The sequence below is a fragment of the Adlercreutzia sp. ZJ304 genome, from assembly GCF_011039075.1.
In the GTDB taxonomy this organism is placed as follows: domain Bacteria; phylum Actinomycetota; class Coriobacteriia; order Coriobacteriales; family Eggerthellaceae; genus Adlercreutzia_A.
Genome location: NZ_JAAKEG010000005.1, coordinates 26,083 through 47,487, shown reverse-complemented (window position 1 = coordinate 47,487; position 21,405 = coordinate 26,083). Strand labels below are relative to the sequence as shown.

At 48.5% G+C, this 21,405-nt stretch carries 15 protein-coding genes; all 15 read left to right on the top strand.

Annotated features, from left to right (window positions below; genetic code table 11):
• The first annotated feature begins 6 nt into the window (after positions 1-6).
• The 15 genes from G7Y46_RS03470 to hisC all read left to right on the top strand — a co-directional run bounded on the left by G7Y46_RS03470 (position 7) and on the right by hisC (position 21,403).
• A complete protein-coding gene (locus tag G7Y46_RS03470; protein WP_165252518.1) occupies positions 7-2,166 on the top strand; it encodes a hypothetical protein in 2,160 nt (719 codons plus the stop codon).
• 283 nt (positions 2,167-2,449) lie between these two features.
• The gene (dnaE, locus tag G7Y46_RS03465) at positions 2,450-5,905 is read left to right on the top strand and encodes a DNA polymerase III subunit alpha (protein WP_165252516.1); all 3,456 of its coding nucleotides are present in this window, start codon (positions 2,450-2,452) and stop codon (positions 5,903-5,905) included.
• A gap of 109 nt (positions 5,906-6,014) precedes the next feature.
• The gene (gene truA, locus G7Y46_RS03460; protein ID WP_165252514.1) at positions 6,015-6,776 is read left to right on the top strand and encodes a tRNA pseudouridine(38-40) synthase TruA; all 762 of its coding nucleotides are present in this window, start codon (positions 6,015-6,017) and stop codon (positions 6,774-6,776) included.
• Positions 6,763-6,981 (top strand): hypothetical protein, encoded by a 219-nt coding sequence (locus G7Y46_RS03455; protein WP_165252512.1) that lies wholly within the window; start codon positions 6,763-6,765, stop codon positions 6,979-6,981. The genes truA and G7Y46_RS03455 overlap by 14 nt, the downstream gene beginning before the upstream one ends.
• Positions 6,982-7,094: 113 nt before the next feature.
• Positions 7,095-8,549 (top strand): sodium-dependent transporter, encoded by a 1,455-nt coding sequence (locus G7Y46_RS03450; RefSeq protein WP_165061325.1) that lies wholly within the window; start codon positions 7,095-7,097, stop codon positions 8,547-8,549.
• Between the two features lie 11 nt (positions 8,550-8,560).
• Positions 8,561-9,625 carry a redox-regulated ATPase YchF gene (gene ychF / locus G7Y46_RS03445; protein WP_165061328.1) on the top strand — a complete coding sequence of 355 codons (1,065 nt, stop codon included), beginning with the start codon at positions 8,561-8,563 and terminating at the stop codon, positions 9,623-9,625.
• 150 nt (positions 9,626-9,775) lie between these two features.
• Complete coding sequence (gene gatC, locus G7Y46_RS03440; RefSeq protein WP_165061331.1) at positions 9,776-10,087, top strand: Asp-tRNA(Asn)/Glu-tRNA(Gln) amidotransferase subunit GatC; 312 nt, start codon at positions 9,776-9,778, stop codon at positions 10,085-10,087.
• Entirely contained in the window at positions 10,087-11,583 is a 1,497-nt protein-coding gene (gene gatA / locus G7Y46_RS03435; RefSeq protein WP_165252510.1) for an Asp-tRNA(Asn)/Glu-tRNA(Gln) amidotransferase subunit GatA, read from the top strand. Before gatC ends, gatA begins: the two co-directional genes overlap by 1 nt.
• 1 nt (position 11,584) lies before the next feature.
• Positions 11,585-13,174, top strand: a complete 1,590-nt coding sequence (gatB, locus tag G7Y46_RS03430) for an Asp-tRNA(Asn)/Glu-tRNA(Gln) amidotransferase subunit GatB (RefSeq protein WP_165252508.1) — start codon at positions 11,585-11,587, stop codon at positions 13,172-13,174.
• A 30-nt stretch (positions 13,175-13,204) separates the two neighbouring features.
• The gene (locus tag G7Y46_RS03425) at positions 13,205-14,503 is read left to right on the top strand and encodes a carboxylate--amine ligase (RefSeq protein ID WP_165252506.1); all 1,299 of its coding nucleotides are present in this window, start codon (positions 13,205-13,207) and stop codon (positions 14,501-14,503) included.
• Positions 14,500-15,213 carry an amino acid racemase gene (locus G7Y46_RS03420; protein WP_165252504.1) on the top strand — a complete coding sequence of 238 codons (714 nt, stop codon included), beginning with the start codon at positions 14,500-14,502 and terminating at the stop codon, positions 15,211-15,213. Before G7Y46_RS03425 ends, G7Y46_RS03420 begins: the two co-directional genes overlap by 4 nt.
• A gap of 9 nt (positions 15,214-15,222) precedes the next feature.
• Positions 15,223-17,064, top strand: a complete 1,842-nt coding sequence (asnB, locus tag G7Y46_RS03415; RefSeq protein ID WP_165252502.1) for an asparagine synthase (glutamine-hydrolyzing) — start codon at positions 15,223-15,225, stop codon at positions 17,062-17,064.
• A gap of 151 nt (positions 17,065-17,215) precedes the next feature.
• A complete protein-coding gene (gene hisG, locus G7Y46_RS03410) occupies positions 17,216-18,946 on the top strand; it encodes an ATP phosphoribosyltransferase (RefSeq protein WP_165252500.1) in 1,731 nt (576 codons plus the stop codon).
• 16 nt (positions 18,947-18,962) lie between these two features.
• The gene (hisD, locus tag G7Y46_RS03405) at positions 18,963-20,327 is read left to right on the top strand and encodes a histidinol dehydrogenase (RefSeq protein WP_241157038.1); all 1,365 of its coding nucleotides are present in this window, start codon (positions 18,963-18,965) and stop codon (positions 20,325-20,327) included.
• On the top strand, positions 20,324-21,403 hold the full coding sequence (gene hisC, locus G7Y46_RS03400; RefSeq protein ID WP_165252498.1) for a histidinol-phosphate transaminase: 1,080 nt from the start codon (positions 20,324-20,326) through the stop codon (positions 21,401-21,403). The genes hisD and hisC overlap by 4 nt, the downstream gene beginning before the upstream one ends.
• Positions 21,404-21,405 lie beyond the last annotated feature (2 nt).

The following is a 21,405-nucleotide window of genomic DNA, read 5'->3' as shown; positions in this document are numbered from 1 at the left end:
AGAGACATGCGTACCAACCGCATTAAAAACAAACAGACACACAAGCTTTTCAGAGTAAAAACACTGGTTGTAAGTGCGGTGTGTCTTGTTGTGTCGCTTTGCTTAATGGTGCCTTCAACCTTATCTGCAACGCGCCTAGATGTGGTTAATAACCGCGATGTTGTGCAAGCCCCTGATGCGCCGGTTGCGCCTGTAATTCCGTCTGACGTAACAGGCGGACTTCTAATGCATACTGAACTTATCAATACAGAAGGCGCGCAGGTGCACATAAAAAATGAGGGAGATATTGAGCGCACGTATACATACTCCATCAAATTTGAACTTGATAGTGCGCCTGAAGGTTACATATATGATAAAGCTAGTTTCATTCCAGATATATATGCGCGAGATGATAGCGACAAAGATGTAGTTGAGCAGAATGCCGCCAGAAGTGTTGAAGCGGTTGCATCTGAGGTTCGTTCGCTTCCTTGTGTTAGTGAACCACTAGAGGATGAACAACAGACAAAGCAGAATGAAACACCCGAAAGTGACACGGCTGATAAGGCAGAATCTTCTTCTGTGGATGCAGCTTCTACATCTGACAGCTCTTCTGAGAGATCTTCTGCTAGCGCCTCTGGCAGCTCATCTTCTGCTAGTTTGTCCGCTGATTCGTCTTCCGCTTCATCCTCTGCTGCTAGCTCGTCTTCTAGCACATCTTCTGCTGCAGCTAGTGAACAAGAGCCAAAAACAAACAAGCCACTTCCCGTATCTAGGGCTGCAGAAGAAGATATCCCGCTAGGCTCTTCTTACAGCACAGAGCCCGCGTATAACTCTAGTGCAAACACGGTAGAGCTTATGGTTTATCTGCGCTGTGGCGACTATGCGCACTTTCCGAGTCTTCCAAGTGGCATTACATATTCGGTCATACAGCACCTTACAGATGGTAGTGATACATCTGACAGAGCCTTGCACATAACAGAAAACCAAGTAAGTGGATATAGCGGCATCTTTGAAGGCGTAATACCTGAAGGTGAATCTGTTGCCCTGTATCTGCCTTTCCAAAATTTGATACTTACAAGCGAGGAAGCAGAGACGCATACTACGGGCAAGATTTCTATAACAAACATGCTTTGCGCCCAGCGCGACTACTCTGATGACACTTCACTTCCCGAGTTTGCAAAAGATGCGCTTTTTCCGTATGTAATACATATTGATGCGTCAGATGATGCGCGAACCTACGCCTTAAAGGTTAAAGACTTATCAGGTACTGTGCTTGAATGCGAAGTGCGCATTGCAGATGATGGCACTTTGCGTGCCGCAAACGGTACAACTGCAGGAGATGTGGACGGCGTACATCTTACAGAAGACGGAGTGCTTTACCTAGCGCCCGATCAAAGTGCCACCATAGAGGGTATAGATGCACAAAGTACATGGCTTGCATCTGTAATAGATCCAATGCATGAGAGCGTGAAAGCGGATAGGGCTTCATCTATTTCATGTACAGTATCTCCTGATATAGAAACAGAGAAATCAAAAGCCATGTATCCTGCGTTTAATCACACGCTGCATCTCACGCAAGTGGAATACAGTGTGAAGTGGGAAGGTAGCTCGGATAAAGACACTTCGCCTCTTCGTGTGTCTCTTTCTAAACAAGCAGGCGAAGATGAGATGGATTTTGTGGAAGTAAATGCAGGGGAAAACACACAAGATGCTTTCATAGAGCTTCCTAAATACAATGCTGGCGCTAAAAGTATCTATTCATATGCCATAGCAGATACACCTGAACATGTTGGAGATTACATACTGGCAAGTAGAGTAGACACGCGCGATACAGACACTGGCGCTCTAAAGCGCGCAGATATAGTTTATAAGCTTGCATCTAATGCGCCCGCCGGTCCAACGAATCCAAGTGATAATGAACCCGGAGGTGTTGAGCCCACAAGTCCTACTAAGCCTAACACTAATACCGTTACGAAATATGTACGTGTGCCTACTAAGCTTCCCGCACAAAACGTATTAGCTGCGGGCACTTCTCTGGCTAAAACGGGAGATAATCCTATGAACGCAGCCTTGCTTATAACGGGTATTGTTATGGCGCTTGTGTCTGCGGTAACTCTTGCGGCATCAATTGTTTGCATGCGTCGCCGAAAAGCAAACAAGACAGATACAGCATCACGCAGGGCGTAAACTCACAATATGGAGGCGCAGGGAACGTATATTCCTTGCGCCTCCTTCTAAAAACAAGCAATATTTATACAATAAACCGCAGATGCTGTATCCTGTCTTGTAATGCGCTATTTACAGTTTGCGTCTCCTAATATGCCGTCAAATGTAAAATCAATCGAAAATGCATAGAATGTTCGATGTTCGCGAAGTCTGAATGCTGCTATGATGGCATAGACAAACGAAGCGCCGCATTCGCATTCAAAACACAACATGGCGCATTAATCATAGAACCGAGGCGCAAGATATGGCATTCGTGCATTTGCACAATCATACTGAATACTCTCTTTTGGACGGAATAACCCATGTTAAAGACATGGTTCGTCGCGCAGCTGACTTAGGTATGCCCGCAGTAGCAATAACCGACCATGGTGTTATGAGCGGTGTGGTGGAACTGTGCGATGCCTGTGCAGCTGTAAAGGCGGAAACTGGTAAAACTGTAAAACCAATCTATGGTTGCGAGGTTTATTTTACGACCGACAGCGAACTTAGAACCGATGTTAAACCTAGGCTTTATCACCTATTGTTGTTGGCGAAGACTACGCAGGGTTATCACAACTTGCTAAAGCTTGTTAGCGAAAGCCACGTTGATAATTTCTACTACAAGCCGCGTACAACGCTAGAGCAATTGCAGAAATACGGTAGCGGAATAATAGGTGCATCGGCATGCATCGCGGGCATTGTTCCACGCATGATAGACGCAGGGCAATTTAATGAAGCTGTACAGTGGGCACGAACGCTGGCTGCATGTTTTGACGAGGGCGACTTTTATATAGAGCTGCAAAACCAAGGGCTTACCACCGACGGTGGTCTTACGCAGACGCAACTAAATCATCAGCTGGTGAAAGTGGCGCAAGAAGTTGGTTTGAAAACTATCGCCACGAACGACTTTCATTATTTGCTTCAGGAAGACGCTACCGCGCAAGATCTTATGCTATGCATAGGTACGGGCGCTTCTGTGAACGATGTTAAGCGGATGAAGTTTGAAAACGATCAGTTCTACATGAAAACTGAGGAAGAAATGCGAGCCGTTATGGCTGATTTCCCGGAAGCGTGTGATAACACGGTAGAACTGGCGGCGAAGTGCAACGTTGAACTTGAGCGCGACAGTATCTTGCCTAAATTTCCTCTACCCGAAGGCGAAACGGAGGAAAGCTATTTTCGCAAGCAGGTACAAGCGGGTCTTGAGCGCCGCTATGGAGTGCCGGTGCCTCCCGAGGCGCAAGAGCGCGCCGACTACGAGATGAGCATTATTATCCAGCAGGGTTTTCCGGCATACTTCCTTATTGTTCAGGAATATATAGAGTGGGCACGCAGTCAGGGTATTGGAGTTGGTCCCGGACGTGGGTCTGCTGCAGGCGCTATTGTGTCTTACGCCATGGGAATTACCGATCTTGACCCGCTGACTAACGGCTTGCTGTTCGAACGCTTTTTGTCGCCCGAGCGCGTGGAAATGCCCGATATTGATGTCGATTTCGACGATGAACGGCGCGGTGAAGTTATTGAGCACATAAAGCAAGTTTATGGCGAAGATCACGTAGCGGGCGTTATTACATTTGGTACGTTGCAGGCGCGAAATGCTGTGCGCGATGCCGCGCGTGTACTGGGCTTCGATTATGGTTCGGGCGATCGCATATCGAAGATGATTCCAGATGAGTTGGGTATAAGTATTAAAGATGCTATTGCCAAAAACCCCGACCTAAAAACTGCTTATGAAACCGATGAAGTGGCGAAGAAAATTCTGGATGGAGCTTTGTCAATTGAAGGGCATGTGCGCGGTGAAGGCGTGCATGCTTGCGCCACAATTATTTGCCGCGATCCTATGAGCGACCATGTACCCATGAAGCGCGACACTAAGGGTGGCGGCATAATTACCCAATACGATGGGCACTACACCCCCGAACTTGGTCTTTTGAAGATGGACTTTTTGGGGCTGCGCACGCTGGGTGTGTTGTCGCGCGCGTGCCGCAACATAGAGGCTCGCACCGGCGAAAAAATAATTCCTGAAGAAATACCGACCGACGATGAGGCTGCATTTGAACTTATGCGCTCGGGCAATATGGACGGTTTGTTCCAAGTTGAAAGTGCGCTTTATGTAAGCCTGTTCAAGCGTCTGCCACCGCGACGCTTCTCCGATATTGTGGCTTCAATTGCGTTGAACCGTCCGGGTCCGCTAGAGTCGGGCATGGTGGACGACTATGTAAAAGTCGCATCGGGTAAAACGCAAATTCACTATTACGACGAGCGCCTGCGTCCTATTTTGGAAGAAACATATGGCACCATGGTCTATCAAGAGCAGATCATGCAGATTTCTATGGCGATGAGTGGCTTCTCGGCTGGAAAGGCTGACAAGTTGCGCAAGGCTATGGGCAAGAAAAAGCTCGACGTTATGAAAGAGCTTCAGGAAGACTGGAATAATGGCGCGGTAGAAAACGGTTTTCCGCTTGAAATTGCCAAGCAAATTTGGAACGATGCCGAGAAATTCGCTAAGTACGCTTTTAATAAATCGCACTCAGCGGCATATGCGATTCTTGTTATGCGCACAGCGTTTTTGAAAGCGCATTACCCTAACGATTACATGGCGGCTGTTCTTTCTAGCTACATGGGCAAAACCGATAGGCTGATACGCTACATTGCCAGCTGCAAGCATAGTGGCATAGCGGTTTTGCCGCCTGATGTAAATTCATCGAATGCTGAATTTACGCCGGTTGAGGGTGGTATTCGTTTTGGTTTGGTCGGCGTGCGCGGTGTTGGACGCAATGTAGCGGAAGAAATTATTGCCGAGCGCGAGCGCAATGGAGCATTTAGTAGTTTGCACGATTTTGTGAATCGCGTTGACTATAAGTGCTGGAATCGCAAAACGCTTGAAGCTTTAATAATGGGTGGTGCGTTCGACTCTACGGGTTATACGCGCAAACAGTTGATACATTTCGTAGACGAAACTTCGCTGCTTGATGATGTTGCGCGTCGTCAGCGCGATAACGATCGCGGACAAGTTTCCATGTTCGACATGTTTGGCGACATAGAAGATTCGGGCTTCAAAGAAGAAGTACCCGCACCCGATGGCGTGGAGTGGCCGCTGCGCTTAAAGCTAAAGAACGAGAAAGACACCATGGGCATTTACGTGTCGGGGCATCCGCTTGATCCGTATGAAGATGCTATAGCTCTCATGTCGCGCTGCAGCTTGGGCGATTTAGCCGAGACGAAGCATGATGTAAAAATATCGAACTATGTGGGGCTTATCTCCGGTGTTAATGTACGTCTAACGAAACGCGGTACGAAGATGGCAACATTTACGCTAGAGGATACAACTGGTTGGGTAGAGTGCATCACCTTCGATTTTGAGAAATTCCAAGATGCCGTAATGGAAGATTCAATAGTGCGCGTGCGCGGCAAGTTTGAAGCAAACGATCGCGGCAACCAAATTTTGGCGAACGAAATAGAGGCTATACAACTAGAAGGCAAGGAAGGCAGTCGTGCCCCCGAGCATTTAGAGCTGCGTTTGCGCGCTGGTGAATTTGACGCTAATCGCTCACAAAGGTTGAACCGTATTCTGCGGCAATTCCCCGGGCGCGATGGCGTGTGCATTCTTATAACGCAATCCGATGGGCATAATTTCCGCGCGGAATTGCCTATAACGGTAGATGCTCGTTCTCCAATAATGCGCAACGAGCTAAATCAACTATTCGGCAGGGCTGTTTAGGGTAAAACCGGAAAGGCTGCGCTAAGAAGCTGCGCAGCCTTCACTTCACCTTTCCGACTTTATGCGCCGAATGCATTTCTTAATCGCATAAAATGTAGTCATGGATGATATGACTACATATTCGGTGCTGGTGGCCTATAACGGGGCAGCGTTTAGCGGGTTTGCGCGCCAGCCCGGGCAGCTTACTGTGCAGGGCGAACTAGAACATGCGCTCCAGCTAATTTTTCGCCGGCAAGTTGAAACCGTGTGTGCTGGTCGTACCGATGCGGGTGTTCATGCGCTTGGGCAGGTGGTCAGTTTTCAGGTTGCGGAAGACGAAATGCAGCAGCGCGGCAGCAGCGCGTTTTTGCGCTCGATGAACGCGCTTGTGCACGACGATATATCGGTGCGAGATGTGCAGCTGCGCCCGTGTGAATTTTCAGCGCGCTTCGATGCGAAATATCGCGAATATCGCTATTACATATGCCAGCAGGATACGCCGCCTGTTTTTGCAGCCAATTTCAGCTGGCATGTTTCGCAGGCGTTGAACGTGCAAGCAATGCAACAGGCTGCACAATATTTAATTGGAGAGCACGATTTCAAAAGTTTCTGTATGGCTGCATCCGCTGAAGGAAAGCCTACGCATCGCAACGTGCATGAAATTTCGTTTTCGCAAGATTGCATATTGGGCGAAAACATGCTTGTGGTGAAGGTTGTAGGCAATGCTTTTCTGCATTCTATGGTGCGGGCTATTGTTGGGTCGCTTGTGCTTGTGGGGCGCGGCAAGCGTGAACCTAATTGGATGACAGATGTGCTTGCTGCGCGAAATCGCCAAGCTGCTGGTGAAAATGCCCCCGGTCAGGGCCTTTTTCTATGGCATGTCGAATATTGAAACCATGAGCAAAACGAAGCGCAAATACATTAAATATGCCGATGTGGCTAGCGCTGTTAATGGCGATTCGGAAAAGCCCGAAAGAGTACCGCCCGCGCATGTACCATCGCGTTTTTCTTGTATATATGAAGGCGATGGGCGGCTGTGCTTGTTTGAAACCCATGATGGGCATCTTGTTTCCGTGGATGCTTCACGTCTTGTTTAATTTAACGTAGTAATTACCTCTACTCATACTGTACGACACATTTAATGCTTTGGATTCGGTTTCAGTTGTTCGAGCGGATATAATCGTGCGAAACAGAATCGGAGGATAGAACGATGGGTCAGACAACAAATGCGCCCGTGAAATCCAACGGTCATGATGGAGCAGCGTCTAGTGGCAGGTCATCGTGGTCTGGAAAATGGGGCTTTATTTTGGCGGCTGCAGCATCTGCAGTTGGCTTGGGAAACTTGTGGCGCTTTCCGTATCTTGCTGCTAAGTATGGCGGCGGTGCGTTTCTGCTTGTATACATACTGCTAGTTATTACGTTTGGTTTCGCCCTAATGATGGCGGAGTCTGCGCTCGGCAGAAAAACCGGTCAATCAGCCATAGGTGCTTTCCGCGCATTCGGCAAGAAATACATGATAATTGGGATACTGGCTAGTGCGGTGCCGTTCATAATTACCCCGTACTATGCGCTTATCGGCGGCTGGGTTACGAAATACATGTTTTCTTACCTGTTCACGCCTTCCTCTGTTATAGCCGATGATGGATACTTTACGGGCTTCATTCTTCAAAACCCTGAAACTTACGCTTGGATGATTGCATTTATCCTAATGGTGGTTGCGGTTGCGGCATTGGGCGTGAAGCGCGGCATCGAGCGTGTGAGTAAAGTGCTTATGGTGGCGCTTATCATCATGGCGATAGCAATTTCTGCTTTCTCGCTTACATTGCCGGGCGCGCTTGATGGTCTTGCGTATTATCTAATTCCCGACTTTTCAAAATTTAGCGTGGAACTTGTGGTGGCGGCTATGGGGCAGATGTTTTTTAGTTTGTCGCTAGCTATGGGAATTATGATTACCTACGGTTCCTACTTTTCAAAAAAAGAAGACTTGGAGCATTCGGTGCGCCGTATTGAGATTTTTGATACCGGCATAGCTATTCTTGCTGGCATGATGATAATTCCGGCAGCTGTAGCGGTTCAAGGCGGCGCTGATGCGGTTGCGGCAAAAGCGGGTCCGGGGCTAATGTTTGGCGTGCTTCCGCAGGTGTTTAACGGGTTTAATTTTGCAGGCGACATAATGGGAAACATTGTAGGTTTCGCCTTTTTTGCACTTGTGTTTTTTGCGGCGCTGACCAGCTGCATCTCGCTTTTCGAAACGCTTGTTTCTATTGTGGACGATGCGACAGGTCGTGGTCGCGCATTTTCAATTGCTGTTTGCGCAGCGTTTGTTACCGTGGTAGGCGTAATTGTGAATATGGGCTACGACAATATGCTGTCGGTCGATTTGATGTATACATTATTCGGCATAGGTGAATACCAAGATTCGCAATTGCTCGATTTCTTCGATTTCCTGTCGAACACTATTATGATGCCTATTGTGGCGCTGCTTACTTGCATTTTTATCGGCTGGATAATAAAGCCGAAAGTCATAGTTGACGAAGTGAAGCAGTCGAGTAAATTTAACGGCGAGAAGTTGTTTGTGGTTATGATTAAATATATTGCGCCAATTTTCGTTGTAGTAATTTTGGTTGCTTACATATTGAATACTATGCATGTTATTACGCTTTAGTTAGGAGTTTCATGTCTCTCTCAATTGGTATAGTTGGTCTGCCAAATGTAGGGAAATCTACGTTGTTTACGGCGCTTACAAATAAAGGTGGGCTGGCTGCGAATTATCCGTTTGCAACAATAGAGCCTAATGTTGGTGTGGTGCCGGTGCCCGATGCGCGTCTTGATGCGCTGGCTAAAATTGACAACCCTGCAAAAATTGTGCCCGCTACGGTGGAGTTTGTAGACATTGCGGGTCTTGTGGCTGGTGCTAGCCAAGGGGAAGGGCTTGGCAATCAGTTTTTGGCAAATATTCGCGAAACCGATGCAATTTGTGAGGTTGTGCGCTTCTTCACCGATCCGGATGTAGTGCATGTGGCTGGGCGTGTGGATGCGCTTTCCGATGTGGAGACGATTAAAACCGAGCTGATTTTGGCTGACATAGCTACTGTGGAAAAGGCGCTTCCGCGTTTAGAGAAAGAAGCTAAGAGGGATAAGGCTGCCGTTGCGCAGTTTGAGGTAGCAAAGAAAGTGCTTGCTGGGTTAAACGATGGACACAGAGCCCGCACGCTTGACCTAACTGAAGACGAACAGGCAGCACTTTATGGGCTTCATTTACTAACCATGAAACCAATGTTATACATTGCAAATGTTGATGAAGATCAGTTAGATGCCGATCTGCCCGAGATAGATGGACTAGATCCTGTGCCTATCAGCGCGAAGGTCGAGGCTGATTTGGCAGAGCTTGATCCGGCTGAAGCTGCTGAATATTTGGAAGCTATGGGGCTTTCCGAAAGCGGTTTGGCGCGGCTTGTTCGTGAAGCGTATGCGCTGCTTGGGTTGCAATCGTTCTTTACTAGCGGCGAAACCGAGAGTAGGGCTTGGACTGTGCCGGTAGGGGCAAAGGCTCCGCAAGCTGCAGGCGTTATTCATAGCGATTTTGAACGCGGATTCATCAAAGCCGAAACAGCTAGCTTTGAAGATTATGTTGCCAATGGTGGCGAAAAAGGATGCCGCGAAGCCGGCAAGTTGCGGCAAGAGGGCAAAGACTACATAGTCCAAGATGGCGATGTGATGCATTTCAAGTTTAATGTTTAGTTGCATTTTGGTTATTTTATCGATTTTACTAGGCTGAGGATTATTTCAAGTTCATTAATCGGGGTGCCAATGGCATGCTTTTAGAGTGCTTTGCGTTATTATGGTTCGAGTTGTTTTTCGACCAGTTCACGTGCTGGAAGGCGAGATTCTATGACGCAACATCTTACTGAAGCCGATGTACGCGGCATTGCTGAGTACGCGCGCATAGGCATGACGGAGGACGAAGTGGTGCAGATGACGGTAGATTTGAACTCCATCATCGACGGCTTGGCTCCAATAACTGAATACGACTTAACCGGTGTGCCGCCAACATTTCACCCCATAGGGGCACTTGCAAATGTGATGCGTGAAGACACCGAGCGATCAAGCTTTACGCAGGAAGAATCATTGCAGAATGCGCCTAAGCAACAAGACGGATGCTTTCTTATTCCGTCGGTTCTAGGGGACGGAGGCGATCGCTAATGGCTGCAAAAACCGCTTTTGGAGCTATGGGTGTTCGCGATTTGCAGGCTGGGCTTGCTGCTAAGGAATTTACAGCTGCTGAAATTGCCAGCGCAACCATAGACCGCATACAGCAATCAGACAAGCAAATGCACGCTTTCCTAGAACTTACAGCCGATATGGCAGCAAGCGCCGCTAAAAAAGTTGACAGCGCCATAGCCAGCGGAAAGTTTGATGAAGTTGGTGCGCTTGCAGGCATTCCGGTGGGCTTTAAAGACAATATGAATTTACTGGGGACGCATACAACATGCTCTTCAAACATGCTGGCAAACTATGTATCGCCATATACAGCTACTTGTGTTGAATATACTCTAAACGCTGGCGCCCTACCTGTCGGTAAACTGAATATGGACGAGTTTGCTTTCGGCAGTTCGACCGAGACAAGCGCATTTGGTCCCACGCTAAATCCTTGGGATTTCCAGCGCGTTCCGGGCGGCAGCTCGGGCGGAAGTGCTGCTGCTGTAGCGGCGGGGCTTGTGCCTGTGGCGCTTGGGTCAGACACGGGTGGTTCAATCCGTCAGCCTGCAAGTTTTTGCGGAATTGTGGGCGTAAAACCAACATATGGCGTTGTTTCGCGCTATGGCGTGGTGGCTTTTGGTAGCAGCCTAGATCAGGTTGGTCCATTTGCTCGCAGCGTGGAAGATGCCGCTTTGGCGCTGAATGCCATATCTGGTTTCGATGAACACGATTGCACCAGTCAATGCGTCGATGTAGATTTCACGGCAAATCTTGCCGAAGGTATAAAGGGTATGCGCATAGGTATAGTGCCAGAATTTATGGAAGCCGAAGGGCTTACAGATGAAGTGCGCAGCCGCATAACAGAGGCTGCACAAAAACTAGCTGACTTAGGTGCCGAGCTGGTAGAAATAGAGCTTGAACACGCAAAAGCGGCAATGAGCGCTTACTATGTGCTGGGTCCGTGCGAAGCGTTTAGCAATTTGGCGCGTTTCGATTCGGTGCGCTACGGTTACTGCGATCCGGGTCATACTGACTTAGATACGCAATACGAAACTAGTCGCTCTAAAGGCTTTGGTCCCGAGGCGCGCCGTCGCATAATGCTTGGCAGTTACCTGTTATCTTCCGGCGTGTATGACACTTATTATTATCCGGCGCAGCAAGTGCGCACCCTTATCACGCAAGACTACGAGCACGCTTTCCAAAAAGTTGATTGCATTCTTAGCCCGGTTAGTCCGCGCACGGCGTTCAAATTTGGCGAAATAGGCGATCCGGCGCAAATGTATTTATCAGATATGTTCACCATTTCTATAAACATAGCGGGCAACGGTGGAATGTCGGTGCCTGTGGGGCTGGGGTCGCAAACGAACCTACCCATAGGTGCGCAACTTATATCCCCTGCGTTCAAAGACGTGAACATGTTCCGTGTGGCTGCAGCGCTAGAGTCGATTTACGGCAAAGCGCCCATTGCTCCTGCGTTCGCTGAAAAGGCGGGTGAATAAGATGCGGAAATTGGAAGACATTCTAAAAACATGGGAACCCGTTATAGGTCTTGAAATTCACGCCGAGCTTACCACGCTGAATACTAAGATGTTCTGCGGGTGCAAACTTGAATTTGGTGCGCCGCCTAATACGCATACATGTCCGGTATGCTTGGGTTTGCCGGGTGCGTTGCCTGTGCCAAACAAGGCGGCTATAGAAAGCATTGTGCTGGCGGGTCTTGCAACTAATTGCGATATAGAAAAGCATTCTATGTTCTATCGCAAAAATTACATGTACCCCGACATGGCGAAAAACTTTCAGACCACGCAGGGTCCGGTGGCGTTTTGTATGCGCGGGCATTTAGATTTAGATGTAGATGGCGTAAATGCAAACGAGCGCTATGGTATTTCAGATATGAAGCCGGGCGATGCGCAGGGCAACATAACTCGCACAGAAGATGGATATGTGGCGCATGTGGGCATAACGCGCATACATATGGAAGAAGATGCGGGCAAGATGGTTCACATAGGTGGTGGTGAAGGTCGTATAGCGGGTGCCACTCATTCACTGGTTGACTACAATCGCGCCGGCACTCCGCTAATCGAGCTAGTTACCGAGCCCGATCTTCGAACGCCTGAAGAAGCGCGCCTTTTTATGCAAAAGCTGCGCCAAATTTATCTGGCTATTGGTATATCTGACTGCAGTATGGAAGAGGGCAGTTTGCGCTGCGATGGCAATGTAAGCCTGCGTCGCCGCGGAACTAAAGAGCTAGGCACAAAAACCGAGCTTAAAAATATGAATTCCTTTAAGAATCTGCACGATGGACTTATGTATGAAATATGCCGTCAGGCTGAGGTGTTAGAGGAAGGCGGCGTAATATATCAAGAAACGCGCCACTGGGATCCTACTGCCAAGCGCACCATTGTTATGCGTGTGAAAGAATCGGCTGACGATTATCGTCTGTTCCCCGAACCCGATTTAGCGCCATACGATTTATCGGATGAATTTATAGAATGCGTTCGCGCAAAACTTCCCGAACTACCCGACGATAAGGCGAAGCGCTTTGAGGAATCGTTCGGTCTTTCCGCATACGATGCTAGGCATTTGGTAGAGCACCGTTCTATATCGCAATTCTTCGAGAAATGTATGGCTGAGGTAGAGCAGACAGGTGGCAAGAATGCTGAAAAGCTTGCGAAGCCACTAGCGAATTTGGCGATTAACGATGTGGCGGCATGGCTAAATGCCAATACGGGTGCCTCGTTGGATGCCTCTGCGCTAACACCTAAGCGTGCTGTGCAGCTGGTGCATCTTATTGCGGATGGCACTATATCGTCTAAGCAGGGAAAGGAGGTATTTGCGGCGGTTATCGATGAAGATGCCGACCCGAAAGATATAGTCGAGGCGCGCGGTATGCAGCAAGTAAGCGATGCTGGCGCTATAGAAGCCGTAATAGATGCGGTTTTGGGTGAAAACCCCGACAAAGTAGAGCAATACAAAGGTGGCAAAACAGGTTTGATAGGTTTTTTTGTAGGTCAGTGCATGAAGCGTATGCAGGGTAAGGGAAATCCGCAAATGATAAACGAGCTTCTGACACAAAAGCTTGATGCGTAAGACTTACAGCGCAGTGTCAAAGGAGCACGGATGCATTCGGATGAAGTTATTTTTCAGCCAGTTATTCTAGGTGCCGATAGAGGGGCTTACAGTTTGGCTAGAGCGTTTCATGAAGCGTATGGAATCAAGTCTATAGGAATTAGTCAGCAGCATAGCCGCATGTGCGACAGTTCCAGCACAATGGAAATGCGTATGATTCCCGGAATGGACTACGAAGAGGTATTTCTTAGCAAGTTAAGTGATATTGCTGATGAACGTCCAGATAAGCAGCTTATTTTGTTCGGCTGTGGCGACTGGTATGTCGATTTAATAACTAGGAATCGTGCGGAATTAGAAAAGCACTTCATAATTCCGTATGTGTCTGAGCAGCTGCGCGATAGCCTTGTGCTTAAAGACCGCTTCTTTCATATATGCGACGAACTTGGCGTGCCGGTTCCCGAAACTGTTGTGTACGATGTGGCGCAGGGCAGTTTAGAAGAAATAGCATCGCTTCCATTTGAATTTCCAATATATGTTAAACCTGCGTCTTCTGCCGATTATCACTATGTAGATTTCCCGGGGAAACGCAAAGTATGTTTCGTGCATAGTCGTGAAGAATTGGAAGAGCTTATATCTAATATGCGCGATGCGGGGTATGTGGGTAAGCTGGTGTTGCAAAAGCCTGTATTGGGCGACGATTCTCATATGCGCATACTTACTACCTACAGTGACAGGAATGGTAAAGTGCGCATGGCATCGTTTGGGCAGGTGCTGCTAGAGGATAAAAGACCGCTGGCGCTTGGAAACCCGGTGGCTATAATCAGCCGCTCAAACGACAGTGTAGTGGCAGATGCTGTTCGTTTGCTAGAGCACGTTGGTTACACCGGTTTTGCCAACTTCGATATTAAAGTTGACGAACGCGACGGGCAATATAGATTTTTCGAGCTGAATTCTAGGCTGGGGCGCAGCAATTACTACGTAACCATGGGTGGTCAGAACGTGGCGAAGTGGGTTGTGGAAGACCTAATAGAAAACAAGCAATTCAGCGATGATATTCAAAAACAGGTGGATGGCAGGCTGTATTCGGCTGTTCCGAAGAAAACAATAATGTCGTGTCTTAGCGACCCCAACCTAAAAGCCGAGGTGGAAAGCATTTATTCACAAGGAAATGTGTTTGACCCTATGGCTTACAGCGGCGAAGCAAGCTTTATGCGTCGCGTTGTGTATCCGCGTGTACACATGCGCAATTATGGGAAAGTAATGGATGAAGTTATTGCATCGGATAGGCGCAAGGCTGCCGAGGGTGCACCGGTTTCTATATCATACAGTACAGAGAGTGTTGCGAAGTGAACAAGAGCGATGTGCTTGTAGGGGTTCTTGGCGGAATGGGACCTGCGGCTACTGTTTGCTTTTCGGAGCAATTGGTTGAGCGCACGAGGGCTGCATGCGATCAGGACCATATATGTACGCTGGTGCTAAATGATGCCAGCATCCCCGATCGTACTCAGTTTTTGTTGGGAAACAGCGAAGATTCGCCGTTGCCTAAATTGATTAGCGGTGCTCGTCTTTTGCAGAGTGCAGGATGTTCGTTTATTGCCATGCCGTGCAATACGGCACATTCACTGTTTGACGAGTTGACAAGTTCTGTCGATATACCGGTGCTTAACATGGTGGCTGATACTGCGCGCGAATGTGGGCGCCGAGGGATTAAGCGTGTAGGCGTGCTGGCTACCGAAGGCACGGTCAAGGTAGATGTATACGGCAAGGCGCTTCGCAATTTTGGGCTGGAATGTATATATCCAAATGCGGAAATACAGCATAAGACAAATGAAATTATTAACGATTGGGTGAAAAGCGGAGTAAGTGTGCCGCAGGGTGCGCTTGCAGATGCATGCGGTGCAATGGCAGCTATGGGATGTGATGGTGTGGTATTGGGCTGCACCGAACTTTCTGTTGCGTATGAGGCAGATTCGGCGTGTATGCCCATTGCTGTAGTAGACTCGTTGCGAGTTTTAGTTGATAGCACAATTGCTGCTGCGGGTGCGCAGCTAGCGGAATAGGCGGCAAGCATGTGTGGATTTGTTGGGTTTGTGTCAACCGATCGTAGCTACGACCGCAGATCTGTTTTGCGCAATATGGCTGATAGCATCATACATCGCGGTCCAGATTCCGATGGCTATTTCGATGACGAAGTGGTAGCGCTTGGCTTTCGTCGGCTTGCCTTGGTTGGCATTGAGGGCGGCGATCAACCCATGCAGACTGAAGATGGAAACTATGTCATATGCTTTAATGGCGAAATTTACAACCATGCACAACTGCGCGAACAGCTGCGAGGTTTAGGTTATACATTTCGCACAAAATGCGATACCGAAGTTTTGCTAAAAGGGTATCAAGAATGGGGCAGTTCTGTGCTGGACCGTCTGCGCGGTATGTTTGCGTTTGTTGTTTACGACCGCAAGCAGCATACACTGTTTTTTGCGCGCGACCCGTTTGGCATTAAGCCGCTGTATTTCTATAAAGTTCGTGATGGTATTCTTTTTGCTTCTGAGGCTAAAGCGTTTTTGCATCATCCAGAATTTGAAAAGCGCCTAAACGAAAACTTGCTGCCTTTATATATGTGCTTCGAGTACATTCCCACTGAGCAAACACTTTTTGTTGGTGTGGAAAAGCTACAAGCGGGGCATTGTGCCACTTGGGCGCACGGCAAGCTAGAAGTGCGGCGCTATTGCGAATTTCGCTACAACATTGACGATGCACTTAGTATGGACGATTGGGCTAGCCGCATAGCGGCTTGCATGGCTGAATCTAGCGAGGCGCATGCAGCAGCCGATGTGGAGGTAGGTTGCTTTTTGTCGGCTGGTGTCGATTCTAGTCTTGTGGCGGCGCATGCAAAAGACTTAATGGATGTGCGCACGTTTTCTATTGGCTACGCTGAAGAAGAATTTTCCGAGTTAGGTGCTGCGCGTGAATTGGCTGAGCGTATAGGCGTGCGCAATATTGCGGGCACTATATCGGCAGCTGGTTTTTTCGATTCCGCGGGTGCTGTTCAGTACCATATGGATGAACCTCTGCCAAATCCGTCGGCTGTGCCGCTTTACCATTTAGCTCGTTTAGCGGCGCGTGAAGTTAAAGGTGTTATGTCCGGTGAAGGTGCTGACGAGCTATTTGGAGGGTATCCCTATTATCAGGAATGTTTATCTTACGAGCCTTATATGCGCGTGCCTAGGGCGTTACGTATGTTGGCGGGTAATGTGGCGGCAAAGATGCCGCAATTTCACGGTCGCCGATTTTTGATGCGGGGAAGATATTCATTGCCGCAGCGCTATATTCGCAGCAATTATGTCTTCAACTTTAGCGACTGTGGACAGTATTTGCGTGACATGCCTGACTGTCCAACGCCCGACAGCATAACTGCGCCCGTATTTGCGCAGGTTGCGCACGAAGATGAGGTAACGCAGATGCAATTTGCCGATTTGGCTTTTTGGCTACAATACGACATCTTGCAGAAAGCCGACCGCATGTCTATGGCATCATCGCTTGAATTGCGCGTGCCGTTTTTGGATAAGCATGTGCTAGATTTGGCGTTACAAATACCTTCACGTTATCGCGTTACGCATGAACAAACAAAGCCGGCGCTACGTAAAGCTGCGGAGGCAACACTTCCAAAAAAGACTGCCGATATGCCAAAGATTGGATTTATTACGCCTTTGGCTGTATGGTTGCGCCGTCCTGAATTTGCAGATCGTGTACGTGATGCATTTAACAGCCGAGTTGCATCAGAGCTGTTCAACACAAAGGCGCTCAATGGTTTGCTAGATGCGCATTTGGAAGGCAAGGGTTCGAATATGAAAAAGATATGGTCGATATATTCTTTCCTTGCGTGGCATGATGAGTTTTTCCAGAAGCGCTAGTTATCTGAAAAATTGAACTACACTTTATTACTCTACTGTGCTAAAGTGTTACTCTGCTTGACCCCCGAGGGTATGAACTGAAGGCGCATGCCTTAAATGGGCATATCCGACGGTGTAAAACTGCCAAAAGAAGATGAAAGGTTCAAGCAAGATGAATTTAGTAACTCCGCTTGGATTTCGAGACGTGTTAACTAGCGAAGCTGCCGAACGAGAACATATAACGCGCAGCGTCCAAGATCTTTTTGCGACGCGCGGCTATTTGCCTATTGAAACGCCCACATTAGAGGTTATGGATGTTATGGCGCGTGCTGGGCGGCTTCCGTCTTCGTCGTTCAAATTCTTCGATTCGCAAGGCGATCTTTTGGCTATGCGCCCCGATGTAACTTTGCAAATTGCCCGTATGTGCGCAACGCGCATGCCTGATGCTAACGGAGTTTTGAAATTCCGCTATACGCAGCGCGTGTTTCGCGAAATGGACGGGCAAGCTCAAGCGCTAGCGCGTGAACTAACACAAATTGGCATAGAAAACATTGGTTGCGATAGCCTTACAAATTGCGTCGAAGCCGATACTGAAGTAGTCGGCTTATGTGTGCAAGCGCTTAGCGTTGCTGGTGTATCCAATGTGGTGCTTGCTATTGCTACGGTTGCACCGCTTCGTTCGCTGTTAGAGCGCTCGGGTGCGCCAGATGCTTGGAAGAGCGCCGTTCTTAATGCTTATCATGCATCAGATTTTGTGGAAGTTGACAGGCTTACCGATCTTGCGAATTTAGATGCATCTACAGCGCCGGCTTATGCTCAGGCTATACGCAATCTGCCGCGCATTCGAGGCGGCATAAATGCGATAGACGAGGCGCGCAGCCTTGTTGCGCCGCTGGGATGTACCGATGGGCTCGATCAGTTACAATCTCTTTGCGAAAACTTGCAAAGCGCCAATTTGCAAGCAGAAATTCTCGTAGATTTTTCGGTTATTAGTTCATTTGATTATTACACGGGCATAGTGTTCGAGGCGTATTCTCCGTATTTAGGGTCGCCTTTAGGGTCTGGCGGGCGCTACGACAACATGATAGGCGTGTATGGCAATGCGCGCCCAGCTGCCGGTTTTGCATTCTTTTTAGAGCGCGCCATGGAGGCTGCTGCTGCGGAAGCCGAAATTGCGCAGACTGCTAAAGCGGCAGCGTCAACTGCCAAAACTGCAAGCAGTTTGCCGGCTTGCCGCCCACTTCGCATAGCTGTTCCTAAAGGGGCACTTAACGAGCAGGCAATTAACTGCCTAGAGGCGTGCGGTCTTAATGTGGATGAATTGCGCAATCCGGGTCGCCAGTTGGTAATAAAAGCTTCGGGTGCAGAATACATAATAGTGCGTCCGTCCGATGCGCCAGCCTTCGTAGCATCTGGTGCAGCTGATTGCGGAATTTGCGGACGCGATTCTATAGATGAAGCAGCGCTTTCCATAGTAGAACTTAGCGATTTGCGCTTTGGAGGCTGCCGGTTTGTTGTGGCACGTCCGGAAGGATCAGCTAAAGCTATAGCTGAGCGCTATCGTCGTTTAGGCTCTATCAGGGTGGCTACGAAGTATCCCCGCATAACACTAGGTCATTATGCAAAAACAGGCATGCAAGTAGAGATTGTAAAGTTGAATGGAAATATAGAGCTTGCGCCGCTTACTGGCATAGCAGAATGTATAGTTGATATAACTGCGACGGGCACCACTCTTCGCCAAAATAAACTAGAAATTGTAGAAGATGTGCTAGATTCTACCGCGCGTTTTTTCGCGAATCCATGTGCATTGCGCACCGATTCCAGAATAGTAGAATTAGCCAGAAAGCTAGCGGATAGCGCAAAGACTGCCGAATATGATCCTATCGCCGGCGGAACAAAGTAAGTTGAGGGAGCAAAACATGATGCGACGCATCCAGCTTAAACCATGTGAGCCTTTTCAGGATTCACTTATAAACAGAACGGGCGCTTTTAATGTGAAAGCATTGCAGGCGGCAACCGAGATTGTGGAAGATGTGCGCCAGCGCGGCGATGAGGCGCTGTTTGAGCTAACAGAGCGTTTTGACGGCGTTAAGCTGACCAGATTGCGCGTTTCAAAAGAAGAGTTGGATTCAGCGCATGAACATGTTGACAGTCAAACGATGGAAGCCCTTCGTCATGCAGCCCGCCAGATACGCGAATTCCACGAGCGCCAAATACAGCAGAGTTGGCTATTCGCACGGGAGGATGGCGCAATTGTAGGCGCAAAGGTAAGTGCGCTTAATTCTGTTGGTATATATGTGCCGGGTGGCAGAGCGCTTTATCCTTCCACTGTTTTAATGAATGCCCTTCCAGCAAGTGTGGCTGGCGTAAAACGAATAGCATGCGTAACGCCTCCCACAAAAGATGGACATGTTGATGCAGCAATATTGGCTGCAGCGAAATTGGCTGGTGTTACCGAGGTATACACAGTGGGTGGCGCACAGGCTGTAGCGGCGCTTGCTTACGGCACGCAAACTATTAGTCCTGTGTGTAAGATAACTGGACCGGGCAATGCGTATGTTGCCGCTGCTAAAAAGATTGTATCGGGCGATGTCGGAATAGACATGATAGCTGGTCCATCTGAGGTATGCGTTGTAGCCGATGGCACAGCAGAACCTGCTTTGGTAGCTATAGATTTAATGGCGCAAGCAGAACACGATCCTTTAGCTGCGTGCTATTTAATATGCGAAGATGCGGAATATGCTGACGCGGTAGAAGCTGCAATAGAAGAGCATTTGCAGCATTCCACGCGCGCAGATATAACTCGCCAGTCGCTTGCCAGTCAGGGGCTTATAGTAATAGTGAACGATATGGATCAGGCGATACAAACTGTGAACGTTATAGCGCCCGAGCATTTGGAAATGCACGTGCGCAATGCTATGGATTATCTCGGACAAATAGAAAATGCTGGCGCTATTTTCTTAGGAGACTGGACACCTGAAGCTGTGGGCGATTATGTGGCTGGTCCAAATCATACACTGCCCACCGGGGGCACGGCGCGTTATGCTAGTCCGCTTTCTGTAGATGAATTTGTGAAAAAGAGCTCAATAATTCAGTATTCGCAAGATGCGCTTCAAAATGATGCGAAGCACATAATACAAATTGCCATGCACGAAGGGCTTTGGGCGCATGCCCAGTCGGTGGCGCTGCGCATGGGCAAGGCAAATATTACAAGTGCATCATCTGATACGAAGGCGGGTTCGCGCTGCACTTGTGAAGACTCAACAGAGGGAAGTGCGCGATGAATCGGGTGCGTGAATCGGCGCCTCAGCTAGCCGGAATCATACCTTACGATCCGAAGTATCTGTCGGCGCAAATGTACATGTCGGCTAATGAAAACCCGCGTGATGTAGACCCTGATATACGATCTCAAATAGACGAAGCTGTGCGCAAAGTGTCTTTGAACCGCTATCCCGACCCGCTAGCTAACGATTTGCGCGATGAAATAGCTCAGGCTAATGGATTAGATCGCGAATGGGTATTAGTGGGAAATGGCGGTGATGAGCTTCTATTTGACACAGCCTTGGCTTGGGGAGGGGCTGGACGCACGTTCCTAAACCTGCCTCCAACATTTTCTGTTTACGAGGCAAACGCCCGTTTAACAAACACGCCCATTATGAACATAGAGCGTTTTTCGGAAGATTTTTCTATAGATGAAGACCGTGTTTTGGCAGCGCTGGCTGATCCGACAAATAATATAGCATTTACTATAATAGCCAGCCCGAACAACCCGACCGGTCTGCGCGCGCCGCAGGTGTTTCTGGAGAAGTTGCTAAATTCTACAGATGCGTTGGTTATGGTAGACGAGGCTTATTTCGAATTTTCGCGCGAAACTATGCGCCCCTATCTTGAGCGGCATGAGAATTTGGTAATTTTGCGCACCTTCAGTAAGGCATTCAGTTTAGCGGGCGTGCGCATTGGATACATTTTGGCGCATCCCGCTGTAATTCGCGAATACATGAAAGTTCGCCAGCCCTATTCGGTAGATGCTGTAAGTCAGGCTATAGCACGTGTGGTTTTCCGCAATCGCAATGCGTTTGAGCCTGCTATTCACGACATAATATCCGAGCGCGAACGAATTATATCGGAGTTAAAAGTTATACCGGGGGTTCAGTTTTTTCCTAGCGATTCTAACTGGGTGTTGTTCCGCATCTCTCATGCAGAGCAAGCGTGGCAATACCTATACGATAATGGCATTTTAGTACGCGATTTTAGCAGCACAAAGCTATTGGAAAACACGTTGCGCGTTACGGTTGGAACGCCAGAGCAAAATAGCGCATTTTTGCGAACCCTGCGCGATTTTGCGCTGCGGAAAGATTGAGG

Excerpts from the sequence above, each read along its gene's own strand:
- G7Y46_RS03470 (WP_165252518.1), top strand. The coding sequence starts at position 7 with ATGCGTACCAACCGCATTAAAAACAAACAGACACACAAGCTTTTCAGA.
- dnaE (WP_165252516.1), top strand. The coding sequence starts at position 2,450 with ATGGCATTCGTGCATTTGCACAATCATACTGAATACTCTCTTTTGGAC.
- truA (WP_165252514.1), top strand. The coding sequence starts at position 6,015 with ATGACTACATATTCGGTGCTGGTGGCCTATAACGGGGCAGCGTTTAGC.
- G7Y46_RS03455 (WP_165252512.1), top strand. The coding sequence starts at position 6,763 with ATGTCGAATATTGAAACCATGAGCAAAACGAAGCGCAAATACATTAAA.
- G7Y46_RS03450 (WP_165061325.1), top strand. The coding sequence starts at position 7,095 with ATGGGTCAGACAACAAATGCGCCCGTGAAATCCAACGGTCATGATGGA.
- ychF (WP_165061328.1), top strand. The coding sequence starts at position 8,561 with ATGTCTCTCTCAATTGGTATAGTTGGTCTGCCAAATGTAGGGAAATCT.
- gatC (WP_165061331.1), top strand. The coding sequence starts at position 9,776 with ATGACGCAACATCTTACTGAAGCCGATGTACGCGGCATTGCTGAGTAC.
- gatA (WP_165252510.1), top strand. The coding sequence starts at position 10,087 with ATGGCTGCAAAAACCGCTTTTGGAGCTATGGGTGTTCGCGATTTGCAG.
- gatB (WP_165252508.1), top strand. The coding sequence starts at position 11,585 with ATGCGGAAATTGGAAGACATTCTAAAAACATGGGAACCCGTTATAGGT.
- G7Y46_RS03425 (WP_165252506.1), top strand. The coding sequence starts at position 13,205 with ATGCATTCGGATGAAGTTATTTTTCAGCCAGTTATTCTAGGTGCCGAT.
- asnB (WP_165252502.1), top strand. The coding sequence starts at position 15,223 with ATGTGTGGATTTGTTGGGTTTGTGTCAACCGATCGTAGCTACGACCGC.
- hisG (WP_165252500.1), top strand. The coding sequence starts at position 17,216 with ATGAATTTAGTAACTCCGCTTGGATTTCGAGACGTGTTAACTAGCGAA.
- hisD (WP_241157038.1), top strand. The coding sequence starts at position 18,963 with ATGATGCGACGCATCCAGCTTAAACCATGTGAGCCTTTTCAGGATTCA.
- hisC (WP_165252498.1), top strand. The coding sequence starts at position 20,324 with ATGAATCGGGTGCGTGAATCGGCGCCTCAGCTAGCCGGAATCATACCT.